Below are 12,657 nucleotides of genomic sequence, written 5' to 3' on the forward strand. Positions count from 1 at the left end.
CTACCACAGTCTGTGGCGCGCGTCTCATCCAACCGGCTAGGGTGCGTGGCGACGACGAAGGGAGACAGGCAGATGACGGAGGAGAGGGGCGCCCTCACAGCGGCCGCAGCGCGCGCACGGGCCGTGCCGCGGGTGCTGAGCATCGCCGGATCGGACAGCGGCGGCGGCGCCGGGATCCAGGCGGACGTGAAGACGATCGCCGCCTGGGGCGGGTACGGGATGACCGTGGTGACGGCCGTGACGGCGCAGAACACACAGGGGGTGCAGGCGGTGCACCCGCTGCCGCTGGAGGCGGTGCAGGACCAGCTGGACGCGGTCGGGGCGGACATCGCGGTGGATGCAGTGAAGGTCGGCATGCTCGGCTCGCCGGCGGTGATGGAGGTGGTCTCCGCGTGGCTGGAGGGCTGCGCGGCCCCGGTGGTGCTGGATCCGGTGATGGTCGCCAGCAGCGGGGACAGCCTCACCGCCGCGGACGCCGCCGCGTGGGAACGTCTCCTGGGCGCTGCCGACCTGGTGACACCGAACCTGCCGGAGCTGGAGGTTCTGACGGAGCGGACGCTCCCGGACTGGGAGGGCGCGCTGGCGGCCGCCGGAGAGCTGGCGGCACGGCACGCGGTGACCGTGCTGGTCAAGGGCGGCCATCTGGACCCGGACGAGTATCCGGACGGCGTGCCGGACGCCCTGGTCGCGGCGGAGGAGGAGGCCGTCGTCGTGACGGGGTCCTGGCAGCGCGTGCGGTCCACGCACGGGACCGGCTGCACCCTGGCCTCCGCGCTGGCCACACTCGCCGGCGCCGGGCTCGGCTGGGAGGAGGCGCTGCGGCAGGCCAAGCCGTGGCTGGCCGAGGCGATGCGCCGCGGTGAGGCGCTCGCGGTCGGCCAGGCGGAGCTGCCCGGCTGGCACGGTCCGGTGGACCACGGATGGCGGGAGCGCGAGCAATCGGCCCCGTCACGTACCTGGTGAGAACACGCGCCTGTCACCGCGCTCACGGGGCTGACACGGGCCAGTACTCGCCAGTTCGTGGGACAGCACGAGGTGCCCGGGCGCGCCACCGCCTGAGAACGAGAGGAGCCGGGTCCTCGCATCGCTGCGTGGACCCGGCTCGACGTCGGTGAGTGCCCCCGGCAGGAATCGAACCTGCGGCCTTTGGTACCGGAAACCAACGCTCTATCCCCTGAGCTACGGAGGCGGGGGTCGGCGCGCGTCACCAGGACGCGGCGGACTCGACAACACTACACCATCGCCTGGCGCAGCGCCCGTGCCGCAGCCTCCGGGTCCTCGGCCTGGGTGATCGCGCGGACCACCACGATCCGCTCGGCCCCGGCCGCGCGCACCTGGGGCACCTGTGGCACATCGATGCCGCCGATGGCGAAGAACGGAGACGGCTTCCCGCCGCCGGCGGCGATCTCCGCGCTCCGGGTCGCGGCGTACTGCGGCAGGCGAAGCCCCGCGGCGGGGCGGCCGGGCTTGGTGGGGGTCTCCCAGATCGGACCGGTGCAGAAGTAGTCCAGCCCCCCGTCGGCCAGGGCGGCGTCCACCTGCTCCGGGGTGTGACAGGACCGGCCCAACACCACGTCCGGGCCGAGCACGGCACGGGCCTGCTGCGTGGTCAGGTCCGTCTGACCCACATGGAAGACATCCACGCCAGCCAGCAGCGCCACGTCCGCGCGGTCATTGGCGGCCACCAGGACGCTGTGGGCCTCGGCGGCCTCGCGCACCAGGGCCAGCGCCTGCAGCTCCACCGCCACGGGCACCTGTTTGTCCCGCACCTGCAGGATGTCCACCCCGCCGGCGAACACCGCGCGGCAGAACGTGGAGAAGCGGTCCTTCTCCAGTCCGCCTCCGGCGTCCAGGAAACGAGCCAGATCCGTGCACAGGTACAGGCGGGCGTCGGCGAGGCGGTCACGCAGCGCGGCGGGATCGGTATGGGACATGCCACCACTGTGGCAGACTGGGTGCCGTTCCATGGGAGCCCGGGCCGAGACCGCCGGGCTGAGAGGGCCACACGGCCGGGACCGCCCCACCGGGCTTCCCGCGGCAGGCCGACCATCTGACTCGATGCGGATCATGCCGCCGTGGGGAGGAGACCGAGGGGATGCGTGTCCTCGTCGCCGGTGCCGGGATCATCGGCCTGACCACCGCCGTGGGCCTGCGTGCCGCCGGGCACGCCGTCCAGCTCGTGGCCCCCGAACTCTCCGCTGTCCTCGCCGGGCCGGCTCCGGACCCATCCCGGCTGAGAGTCGCCGGGGCCACACATGCCGCCGCCGGAATGCTCGCCCCGGTGGCTGAGACCCAGCACGGCCAGGACGCGCTCGGCCCGCTGCTGCGCCGGGCTTGGGCCGGCTGGCCGGCACTGATCGAGCTGCTCACCGCCGCCGGCGCGGGCTCCACCGGGCATCGCACCGAGGGCTCCTGGATCGTGGCCGCGGACGCCGCAGACCGGGACGCCTGGGCCCACCTGCTCGCCCGCACCGGTCCCGACGACGGCCGCCTCACCCCCCTCACGGCCCGCGCCCTCCGCTCGGCCTCACCCGCCCTCGCCCCGGGACTCGCCGGCGGCTGGGACGCTCCGGACGACCACCAGGTGGACCCGCGGGCGCTCGCCGCGACCCTGCTGCGTGCCCTGCTCCGCCCCGCATGCGACGTCCTGCCCGCGCCGTCGGCCCGACTCACCGCCGGACAGGTGACCGAGGCGGTGCAGGAGGAGGAGCACGTGCGAGTCCGGATCCGGCCGGCCGGTGACGGCGGGGTGCAGGGTGACGCGCCAGGCGAGTCCGTCCCCACGGCCGATGCCGGCCGGCGCCCCGAGGCGGTCGGCGAGGCGGAGGCCACGGCCGACGTCGCGGTCCTGGCCGCCGGGCTCGGCCACGGTCAGATCGCAGGGGACCCCGCCGCGACCCCGCTGCCACTGCGCCCGGTCCACGGGGACGTGCTGCGTCTGCGTGTGCCGGCCGACCAGCTGCTGCCGGGCGAGGACCACCTGTTCGACCGCACCGTCCGCGGGCTCGTCCACGGCCGGCAGGTGTACCTCGTGCCACGGACGGACGGCACGCTGGTGGTCGGCGCCACCGCCCGGGAGGACCGGCTGGCCGGCACCCGTGCCGGCGGCGTGCTGGACCTGCTGCAGGACGCCTGCACCCTGGTGCCCGCCCTGCGGGACTGCGAGCTGCACCAGGTGCACACGGCCGCGCGCCCCGGCACCCCGGACGACCGCCCCTGCCTCGGCGCCCTCCCGCACGCCCCGCGGATCGTGGTGTCCACCGGCTACCACCGCCACGGCATCCTGCTGGCCCCCTGGGCCGCCGAGGCCGGGTGCGCGCTCGCCGAGCACGCCGGGGGTGTCCTGCCGCAGATCGATCCGGCTCTGGCCGCCACCCTGGCCGCCGCGGACCCCGCCCGGTTCGACGGCACCGCGGCCCACGCCCCGACCACCTGTCAGTCCGACGCAAGGAGCGCACACGCATGAGCACCCTGACGCTGACCCTCAACGGGAAGTCCGCTGAGGTCCCCGCCGGCACCACGTTGCGGCAGCTCGTGGCCGAGACCATCGGCCGCGAGGTCGCCGCTGACGGCACCGCGGCCGACGGCGGCCGCCTCGGCGTGGCCGTGGCCGTGGACCGCCACGTGGTGCCGCGCTCGGCCTGGGACGCCACGGTGCCGCGGGACGGTGCGGCCGTGGACCTCGTCACCGCTGTCCAGGGAGGCTGAGCGTGGACACCGCTGCGGATACCGTCGTGCCGGACGGGAGCGGGTGGAACACCGCCGTGCCGCCCCTGCGGATCGGCGGGTACGAGCTCGCCTCCCGCCTGATCATGGGCACCGGCGGCATCACGGACCTCGCCGCTCTGGAACATGCGCTGGTGGCCTCCGGCACCACGCTCACCACGGTCGCCCTGCGCCGCTGGGCCACGGACACCCGCGCCTCCATGGTCCAGCTGCTGGACCGCCTCGGCATCGACGTGCTGCCCAACACCGCCGGCTGCCACACCGCCCGGGACGCCGTGCTCACCGCGCAGCTGGGCCGGGAAGCCCTGGAGACGGACCTGGTGAAGGTGGAGGTCATCGCGGACGAGCACACCCTGCTGCCGGACGTGGTGGAGACCCTCGAGGCCACCGAGCGGCTGGCCGCAGACGGCTTCACCGTGCTCGCCTACACCTCGGACGACCCCGTCACCGCCCTGCGCCTGGAGCAGGCCGGCGCCGCCGCCGTCATGCCCCTGGGTTCGCCCATCGGCTCCGGGCTGGGCATCCTCAACCGGCACCACCTGGAGCTGATCGTCGCCCGGGCCGGTGTGCCCGTGGTGCTCGACGCCGGCGTCGGCACCGCCTCGGACGTCACCCTGGCCATGGAGGCCGGGTGCGACGCCGTCCTGGCCGCCTCCGCCATCACCCGCGCCGCCGACCCGGCCCGCATGGCCCACGCCTGCCGGCTCGCCCTGGCCTCCGGCTGGCACGCCGCCCGGGCCGGGCGCATCCCGCGCCGGGACCACGCCCGCGCCTCCTCGCCGCGGGTGGGCCGGATCGCCCCGACGCCGGACGCCGCCGGGGAGAGGGCCGCACACGGAGGAGAGGAGGGGCGGTGAGCCGGACCCCGCTGAACTCCCCGCGGCATTCCTCCCGGCCCCGCCGGGACCCGCAGTGCTTGGAGGACCTGGACGACACCCAGCTGGAGCGTTTCTCCCGGCAGCTCACCCTGGACGGCTTCGGTCCCGAGGCGCAGCTGGCGCTGCTGCGCTCCCGCGTGCTCGTGGTCGGCGCCGGCGGGCTCGGCTCGCCCGTGCTGGCCTACCTCGCCGCCGCCGGGGTGGGGGAGATCCACGTGGTGGACGACGACACCGTGGACCGCTCCAACCTGCACCGCCAGGTCATCCACGGCGAGTCCACCCTGGGCGAGGCCAAGACCGCCTCGGCCGCGGCCCGGATGCGGGATCTGCACCCGCAGTGCCGGGTGGTCGAGCACCCGGTGCGGCTCACGGCGGACAATGCCGTCCAGATGGTCTCCGGCATGGACCTGGTGGTAGACGGCGCGGACACCTACGCCACGCGCTACCTGGTGGCCGACGCCTGCGAGATCGCCGGCGTGCCCGCGGTGTGGGGAGCGATCCTGCGTTTCGCCGGGCAACTGTCCCTCTTCGCCCCGGGCCACACGCGCTACCGGGACGTCTTCCCGGAGGAGCCCGAGCCGGGCGAGGTGCCCACCTGCGCCGCCGCCGGCGTGATCGGCGTGCTGCCGGGCATCGTCGGCTCCCTCATGGCGGCCGAGGCGATCAAGCACCTCTCCGGCGTGGGGGAGACGCTCACGGACCGGCTGCTCACGGTGGACGCGCTCACCCTGCGCTTCAGCACCCTGGCCCTCGCCCCGGATCCGGCGCGCCCACCCGTGACGGACCTGAGCGAGCACGAGGCGCACGGCGCTCCCGGATGCGCCGCCGTCGTCGAGGATCAGGGACGGCAGGACGGCACAGCCCCTGCTCGTGCCGACGGCGCCGATGCCGCTGCGCGGGGACAAGCCACCGGCGAACTGGCCCCCGCGGCGCTCGCCGCCCTGTTCGCGGACCCTCAGGCCCGCGCGGGTCTGATGCTGGTGGACGTCCGGGAGGGGTGGGAGCGACGGGTGGACCGGATCGAGCCGCCCGAAGGCGTTGCCGACCGTCACCTGCCGCTGGACGAGCTGCTGGCCGACCCGCAGCGGCTCCGACCCGACGGCGCGCGGACCGTGGTGCTCTGGTGCGCTTCCGGCGCCCGGTCCACCCGCAGTCTCGCAGCGCTCGCCGATGCCCGCCCAGAGCTCGCGGACACCCTGCACACGCTCGGCGGGGGACTGGCTGCGTGGCGGGCCGAGGGCCGCCGGGAACCCACCGGCCGGACCCCCGCGCCACAGGACGACGCGCAGGACGTCCCGCCCCTAGACTTGGCCCCGTGAAGCCTGAAGAACTCGCCTCCCTGATCCATGCCCAGCTGCTGGCCGCCGTCAAGGATGGCGCTCTGCCGGAGACCCTCCGTGAGGAGCTCTCGAAAGATCGCGTCCGCGTCGAGCGTCCCCGCAGCCGCGAGCACGGAGACTGGGCCACCAACGTGGCCATGCAGTTCGCCAAGAAGGCCGGCATGAACCCGCGCGAGTTCGCCGCCGTCCTCGCCGAGCGCGTGGGCGCCCAGGAGGGCGTGGCGACGGTGGACGTGGCCGGCCCCGGCTTCCTCAACATCACCCTGGACGCCGCGGCCGCCGGCCGGCTCGCCCGCCAGATCGTGGAGGCCGGCGAGGCCTACGGCCACAACGACGCCCTGGCCGGCCACGTGGTGAACATGGAGTTCGTCTCCGCCAACCCCACCGGTCCGCTGCACATCGGCCACACCCGCTGGGCCGCCCTGGGCGACGCCATCACCCGCCTGCTGCGCGCCTCCGGAGCGGACGTCACCGCCGAGTACTACGTCAACGACGCCGGCAACCAGATGAACGTCTTCGCCGACTCCGTGCTCGCGCGCCTCCACGGCCGCGAGGTCCCCGAGCGCGGCTACCCCGGCCAGTACGTGCAGGACCTGGCGGACCAGGTGGCCACGGATCACCCTGACGTCATGGACCTCACGGACGAGGCCGCCCGCCCGGTGGTCCGCGAGGCCGCCTACGAGCTGCAGATGCAGGACATCAAGGACACGCTCACCGCCTTCGACGTGCACTTCGACGTGTTCACCTCCGAGCGCCGCCTCCACGACTCCGGCGCCATCGGCCAGGCCGTCGAGCGCCTGCGGGAGCAGGGCCACGTGGAGGACCGCGAGGGTGCCGTCTGGCTGAAGACCACCGCCTTCGGCGACGACAAGGACCGCGTCCTCATCCGGGCCAACGGCGAACCCACCTACTTCGCCGCCGACGCCGCCTACTACCTGGACAAGCGCGACCGCGGATTCACCGAGAAGGTGTACCTGCTCGGCGCCGACCACCACGGCTACGTCGGCCGCCTCAAGGCCATCGCGGCCGCTGCCGGCGACGACCCGGCGCAGAACATCGAGATCCTCATCGGCCAGCTGATCTCCGTCAACGGCGCCAAGCTGTCCAAGCGCGCCGGCAACATCATCGAGCTCAAGGACCTCGTCGAGTGGCTCGGCCGCGACGCCCTGCGCTACGACCTGGCCCGCTACCCGGCCGACTCGCCGATCACCATCGACCCGGAACTGCTGCGCTCGGCCACCAACGACAACCCGGTCTTCTACGTGCAGTACGCCCACGCCCGCGCCTGCAACGCCGCCGAGACCGCCGCCGCGCACGACGTGGACCGCTCCGCGTTCGACGCCTCCCTGCTGACGCACCCGACCGAGGGCGAGCTGCTCGCCCAGCTGGCCGAGTTCCCGTCCGTGGTGGGCATGGCCGCCCGCCTGCGCGAGCCGCACCGCATCGCCCGCCACCTCGAGGTCGTCGCCGGCGCCTACCACTCCTGGTACGCCGCCTGCCGCATCGTCCCCGCACCGGAGCCGGACGGCACCCGCGGCGCAGTGCAGGACGTCAACCGCACCCGCCTCTGGCTCAACGACGCCACCGCCCAGGTCCTGCGCAACGGCCTGGACCTGCTCGGCGTCTCCGCCCCGGCCAAGATGTGAGGAGGCCCGCTGTGAGCGAGCTCGACAAGACCACCGGACCGGCCGTCGTCGGGAAGGAGTCCGCGCAGCCCCCGGCCGCGGGTCCCTCCCCGCTCGCCCCGGACTGGCTGCCCGCCCCGGGCGACGCCAACGCGCTGACGGACCGACTGTGGGCCGCCGGCGTGGCGCGCGACGGCGCCGGACAGCTCACCGTGCAGGGCATCCCCGCCGCCGAGCTCGCGGAGACCTTCGGCACCCCGCTGCTCGTGGTGGACGAGGACGACTTCCGCGCCCGTGCCCGCGCCTTCAAGTCCGGCTTCGACGCCGCCTTCGCCGACCTCTGCGGGGGAGCGGACGTCTACTTCGCAGGCAAGTCCTTCCTCACCCTCTCCACAGCCCGGTGGGCCGCCGAGGAGGGCCTGCGCGTGGACACCGCCTCCGGCGGCGAGCTCGCCATCGCCCTGCACGCCGGCGTGGACCCGGCGCACATCGGGCTGCACGGCAACAACAAGTCGGACGCCGAGATGCTGGACGCGCTCACCCAGGGCGTCGGCCGGATCATCGTGGACTCCGTGGACGAGCTGCGCCACCTGGCCGAGTTCGCCGCGCAGCACGGTCTGACGGCCCCGGTGATGCTCCGCCTGACCCCGGGCGTGCACGCCCACACCCACGACTTCATCGCCACCGCGCACGAGGACCAGAAGTTCGGCCTCTCCCTGGCCCCGGCCACGGGGGACGACGACGGCAACGTCACCGGGCGCTCGCCGGCGTCCGTGGCCGTGGAGACGGCCCTGGCCGCGGAGTCCGTGGACCTGATCGGCGTGCACTGCCACATCGGCTCCCAGATCTTCGAGGCCGACGGCTTCGCCCTCGCCGCCCAGCGTGTGCTCGCCTTCCTCGCCGAGGTGCGCGACGCCCACGGCGTCGAGCTGGCCGAGCTGGACCTCGGCGGCGGCCACGGCATCGCCTACACCGCCGTGGACGCTCCGCGCCCGCCGGCGCAGATCGCCGCGGCGCTGGCCGAGGCCGTCCGCGCCGCCACCGCCGAGCACGGTCTGACCTGCCCGCGGATCTCCATCGAGCCCGGCCGCGCCATCGCCGGCCCCGCCGGCCTGACCCTGTACACCGTCGGGGTCACCAAGACCGTGGACGTGGACGCCCCGGACGGCACCACCGCCGCCCGCCGCTACGTGGCCGTGGACGGCGGCATGTCGGACAACCCCCGTCCCGTGCTCTACGACGCGGACTACACGGCCGTCTGCGCGAACCGCGCGCCGCAGGCCACCCCCGTGCTGTCTCGCGTGGTGGGCAAGCACTGCGAGTCCGGGGACATCGTGGTGAAGGACGTGTACCTTCCGTCAGACGTGGCCCGCGGCGACCTGCTCGCCGTCCCGGCCACTGGCGCCTACACCCACGTGATGGGCTCCAACTACAACGCGCTGCCCCGCCCGGCCGTCGTGGCCGTCACCGGGGGAGCGGCCCGCACGATCATCCGCCGGGAGACGGTCGCGGACCTGCTGGACCGCGAGGTCGACCCGCAGGACCCCGCCCGCTGAGGACGGCGGGCGGCCCACACCGCACCGGCGGCCGCCCTGTGCCGCGCACAGTCGAAGCAACGCCCACCAGGAGGACCATGACGCAGCCGAAGACCACCACCCAGGCCATCACCGTCGCCCTGCTCGGCGGCGGCACCGTGGGATCCCAGGTGGCCCGCATCCTTACCGAGGACGCGGACATGCTCGCAGCCAAGGCCGGTGCTCCGCTGCGCCTGGCTGGCGTGGCCGTGCGCTCGACGGACCGGAGGCGTGACTACCAGCTGCCGAAGGACATGTACACCACGGAGGCCGAGCCGCTGATCGACGGCGCGGACATCGTGGTCGAGCTGATGGGCGGCATCGAACCGGCGCGCACCCTGATCGAGCAGGCGCTGCGGGACGGCAAGGCCGTGGTCACCGGCAACAAGGCGCTGCTGGCCCGGCACGGCGAGGAACTCTCGGCCATCGCCGCCGAGCACGGCGCCCAGCTGGCCTTCGAGGCCGCCGTGGCCGGCGCCATCCCCATCCTGCGTCCGCTGCGCGACTCGCTCTCCGGGGACCGGGTCACCCGCATCATGGGCATCGCCAACGGCACCACGAACTTCATCCTGGACCGCATGGACAGCGTCGGCGCGGATTTCGCCGACGCGCTGGCCGAGGCCCAGGAGCTGGGCTACGCCGAGGCCGACCCCACCGCAGACGTGGAGGGTCACGACGCCGCCGCGAAGGTCGCCATCCTGGCCACCCTGGCCTTCGGCACGGACTACTCCATCGACGAGGTCTCCTGCGAGGGCATCACGCAGATCACCGCCGCCGACTCCGCCGCGGCCGCGGATGCCGGCTACGTCATCAAGCTGCTCGGCATCGCCGAGCGCCGCACCGGACAGGACGGGGCCGAGGGCGCCGTGCTGCGCGTGCACCCCACCATGGTCCCCCGTGAACACCCGCTCGCCGCCGTCCGCGGCGCCTACAACGCCGTGTACGTGGAAGCGGAGAACGCCGGCGAGCTCATGTTCTACGGCCCGGGCGCCGGCGGAGCCCCCACCGCCTCCGCGGTGATGGGCGACGTGGTCTCGGTGGCCGAGCGCCTCGTGCGCGGCGGCCCGGCCCGCGTGCGCACCTCGATCGCCTCGCTGCCTGCGCTGGACGCCGAAGAGGCCCACACCTCCGTGATGGTGGTCCTCACCGTCGCCGATGCCCCCGGCGTGCTGCGCCGCGTGGCCGGCGTCTTCGAAGGCCACGGCGTCTCCATCGAGGCGATGCGCCAGAACTCCGCCACCGCCGAGGGCGAGAGCGAGGTCCAGCTGCGCATCATCACCCACCACGCCCGCCAGCGGGACCTCGACGCCACCGTCGAGGAGCTGCGCGACCTGGACGTCGTCCGCGGCGTCGTCTCCGTCGTCCGAGTCGAAGGAAAGTGAACACCTGATGGCACATCAGTGGAAGGGCGTCGTCCGCGAGTACGCCGACCGCCTGCCGGTCACCGAGCACACCCGCGTCATCACCCTGGGCGAGGGCGGCACCCCGCTGATCCGAGCTCCGCACCTGTCCGACCTCGTGGCCGGCGACGTGTACGTGAAGTTCGAGGGCATGAACCCCACCGGCTCCTTCAAGGACCGCGGCATGACCATGGCCATCACAGCCGCCGTGGCCGAGGGAGCCGAGGCCGTGGTCTGTGCCTCCACCGGCAACACCTCCGCCTCTGCCGCCGCCTACGCGGCACAGGCCGGCATCACCTGCGCGGTGCTGGTGCCCGAGGGCAAGATCGCCATGGGCAAGATGTCCCAGGCCGTGGCCCACGGCGCCCAGATCCTGCAGGTCCAGGGCAACTTCGACAACTGCCTCGAGGTGGCTCGCAAGCTCTCCGAGAACTACCCGGTGTTCCTCGTGAACTCGGTGAACCCGGCGCGCATCGAGGGCCAGAAGACCGGCGCGTTCGAGGTGGTCGACGCCCTCGGCGACGCCCCGGACTACCACCTGCTGCCGGTCGGCAACGCCGGCAACATCACCGCGTACTGGAAGGGCTACCAGGAGTACGCCCGGCCGTACGTGAACCCGCACCCGGGCACCTCGGACGAGGAGCTTCCGGCCGTGGCCACCACGACGCCGACGATGTGGGGCTTCCAGGCCGCCGGCGCGGCCCCGATCGTGGCAGGCCACCCGATCCTCGAGCCGGACACGATCGCCACGGCCATCCGCATCGGCAACCCCGCCTCCTGGGACCAGGCCACCGCCGCCCGCGACGCCTCCGGCGGCCTCATCGACTCCGTCACGGACGAAGAGATCCTTCAGGCGCACCGCTGGCTCTCCTCCAAGGAGGGCGTGTTCGTGGAGCCGGCCTCCGCCGCCGGCGTGGCAGGGCTGCTGAAGCACCATGCCGCCGGCGACGTGCCGGAGGGCAAGACCTGGGTGATCACCGTCACCGGCCACGGTCTGAAGGACCCGCAGTGGGCTCTCAAGGCCGCCGACGGATCGGAGGTCACCCCCGAGTCCGTGGACGTCGACGTGGTCACCGTGGCGAAGGCGTTGGGGCTGTCCTGATGCCGACGCTGCGTGCGCTCCCGGCCGGCCGGTCCGTGCGTGTGGCCGTGCCGGCCACTTCCGCGAACCTCGGCCCGGGCTTCGACACCCTCGGCCTCGCCCTGGAGCTGAGGGACGAGGTGACGTTCACCGTGGTGGACGGCCCCTCGTCCGCCCGCGTCACCGGGGAGGGGGAGGGGGCCCTGCCCGACGACGGCACGCATCTGGTCGTCCGCCTCGCCCTGGAGCATCTGGCCATCAGGGGTGCGACGGCGCCCGGTCTCGCCCTGCAGGCCCACAACGTGATCCCGCACTCGCGCGGCCTGGGGTCGTCCGCGGCCGCCGTGGTGGCGGCCCTGACCGGTGCCGAGGCGCTGCTCGAGCCAGGGGACCGGCTGGATCCGGACGGCCTGCTGGACGCGTGTGCGCACCGCGAAGGCCACCCGGACAACGTGGCGCCCGCCCTGGCCGGAGGCGCCACCGCCTCCTGGGTCGACGACACCGCCGGAGGCTTCCGCACCACCAGGCTGCGACTGCACCCGGACCTGGTGCCGGTGGTGGCGGCGCCGGATGCCCGACTGGCCACCCATACCGCCCGCGGACTGCTGCCGGAGACCGTGCCGCACGCCGTGGCCGCCGCCCAGGCCGGCCGCGCCGCGCTGCTGACGCACGCCCTCGCCGAGGACCCGTCCCTGCTGCTGCCGGCCACCAAGGACTGGCTGCACCAGGACTTCCGTGCCTCTGCGATGCCGGAGAGTGCCCGTCTGGTCCAGGTGCTGCGCCGCGCCGGTCACGCGGCCGTGGTCTCCGGCGCCGGCCCGACCGTGCTGGTGCTCGCCGCCGGCGCGACGGCCGCCGACGAGGCGGCCCGGCTGTTGCAGGCCGAGGCGGAGTCGACTGCGGCGCGCTGGAGGGTGACGGTGAGTGCCGTGGCGTCCGAGGGTGTTAGGGTGGAGACACTCCATCACGGCTGACGGGAGCCTATCCAGGCTTCTGCTGCGGTGGCGGACCCGTCTTCCACACGTCCCGTTCT

General features: G+C 74.1%; 11 protein-coding genes and 1 tRNA gene. 10 read left to right on the plus strand and 2 right to left on the minus strand.

The window, feature by feature from the left end; genetic code table 11:
• Positions 1-72 precede the first annotated feature (72 nt).
• Entirely contained in the window at positions 73-963 is an 891-nt protein-coding gene (gene thiD, locus CEQ11_RS06145) for a bifunctional hydroxymethylpyrimidine kinase/phosphomethylpyrimidine kinase (RefSeq protein WP_088478070.1), read from the plus strand.
• A 153-nt stretch (positions 964-1,116) separates the two neighbouring features.
• Here the strand turns inward: thiD and CEQ11_RS06150 are convergent.
• Positions 1,117-1,189, minus strand: a tRNA-Arg gene (locus CEQ11_RS06150).
• 43 nt (positions 1,190-1,232) lie between these two features.
• Positions 1,233-1,934, minus strand: a complete 702-nt coding sequence (gene thiE / locus CEQ11_RS06155) for a thiamine phosphate synthase (RefSeq protein WP_088478071.1) — start codon at positions 1,932-1,934, stop codon at positions 1,233-1,235.
• Positions 1,935-2,095: 161 nt separating this feature from the next.
• Here thiE and CEQ11_RS06160 point away from each other — a divergent pair, with 161 nt between their 5' ends.
• From CEQ11_RS06160 to thrB, 9 genes are all read left to right on the plus strand, one after another.
• Entirely contained in the window at positions 2,096-3,466 is a 1,371-nt protein-coding gene (locus CEQ11_RS06160; RefSeq protein WP_088478072.1) for an FAD-dependent oxidoreductase, read from the plus strand.
• Positions 3,463-3,708: a sulfur carrier protein ThiS gene (gene thiS / locus CEQ11_RS06165; RefSeq protein WP_088478073.1), complete on the plus strand. Its 246-nt coding sequence runs from the start codon at positions 3,463-3,465 to the stop codon at positions 3,706-3,708. Before CEQ11_RS06160 ends, thiS begins: the two co-directional genes overlap by 4 nt.
• A gap of 2 nt (positions 3,709-3,710) precedes the next feature.
• The gene (locus CEQ11_RS06170) at positions 3,711-4,583 is read left to right on the plus strand and encodes a thiazole synthase (RefSeq protein WP_227718762.1); all 873 of its coding nucleotides are present in this window, start codon (positions 3,711-3,713) and stop codon (positions 4,581-4,583) included.
• A complete protein-coding gene (locus CEQ11_RS06175) occupies positions 4,580-5,923 on the plus strand; it encodes a HesA/MoeB/ThiF family protein (RefSeq protein ID WP_227718763.1) in 1,344 nt (447 codons plus the stop codon). Before CEQ11_RS06170 ends, CEQ11_RS06175 begins: the two co-directional genes overlap by 4 nt.
• Positions 5,920-7,590, plus strand: a complete 1,671-nt coding sequence (argS, locus tag CEQ11_RS06180; protein ID WP_088478074.1) for an arginine--tRNA ligase — start codon at positions 5,920-5,922, stop codon at positions 7,588-7,590. The genes CEQ11_RS06175 and argS overlap by 4 nt, the downstream gene beginning before the upstream one ends.
• Before the next feature lie 107 nt (positions 7,591-7,697).
• Positions 7,698-9,125, plus strand: a complete 1,428-nt coding sequence (lysA, locus tag CEQ11_RS06185) for a diaminopimelate decarboxylase (protein ID WP_227718904.1) — start codon at positions 7,698-7,700, stop codon at positions 9,123-9,125.
• A gap of 77 nt (positions 9,126-9,202) precedes the next feature.
• The gene (locus CEQ11_RS06190; protein WP_088478076.1) at positions 9,203-10,525 is read left to right on the plus strand and encodes a homoserine dehydrogenase; all 1,323 of its coding nucleotides are present in this window, start codon (positions 9,203-9,205) and stop codon (positions 10,523-10,525) included.
• Between the two features lie 7 nt (positions 10,526-10,532).
• A complete protein-coding gene (gene thrC, locus CEQ11_RS06195; protein WP_088478077.1) occupies positions 10,533-11,645 on the plus strand; it encodes a threonine synthase in 1,113 nt (370 codons plus the stop codon).
• Complete coding sequence (thrB, locus tag CEQ11_RS06200) at positions 11,645-12,598, plus strand: homoserine kinase (protein WP_088478078.1); 954 nt, start codon at positions 11,645-11,647, stop codon at positions 12,596-12,598. Before thrC ends, thrB begins: the two co-directional genes overlap by 1 nt.
• The last annotated feature ends 59 nt before the right edge of the window (positions 12,599-12,657 follow it).

This window comes from Micrococcus sp. FDAARGOS_333 (assembly GCF_002206575.2).
GTDB lineage: Bacteria > Actinomycetota > Actinomycetes > Actinomycetales > Micrococcaceae > Micrococcus > Micrococcus lylae.

What these genes read in the sequence shown, in the direction of transcription:
- thiS (WP_088478073.1), top strand. Translation starts at nt 3,463, where the DNA reads ATGAGCACCCTGACGCTGACCCTCAACGGGAAGTCCGCTGAGGTCCCC.
- thrC (WP_088478077.1), top strand. Translation starts at nt 10,533, where the DNA reads ATGGCACATCAGTGGAAGGGCGTCGTCCGCGAGTACGCCGACCGCCTG.
- CEQ11_RS06190 (WP_088478076.1), top strand. Translation starts at nt 9,203, where the DNA reads ATGACGCAGCCGAAGACCACCACCCAGGCCATCACCGTCGCCCTGCTC.
- CEQ11_RS06160 (WP_088478072.1), top strand. Translation starts at nt 2,096, where the DNA reads ATGCGTGTCCTCGTCGCCGGTGCCGGGATCATCGGCCTGACCACCGCC.
- thiD (WP_088478070.1), top strand. Translation starts at nt 73, where the DNA reads ATGACGGAGGAGAGGGGCGCCCTCACAGCGGCCGCAGCGCGCGCACGG.
- thrB (WP_088478078.1), top strand. Translation starts at nt 11,645, where the DNA reads ATGCCGACGCTGCGTGCGCTCCCGGCCGGCCGGTCCGTGCGTGTGGCC.
- thiE (WP_088478071.1), bottom strand. Translation starts at nt 1,934, where the DNA reads ATGTCCCATACCGATCCCGCCGCGCTGCGTGACCGCCTCGCCGACGCC.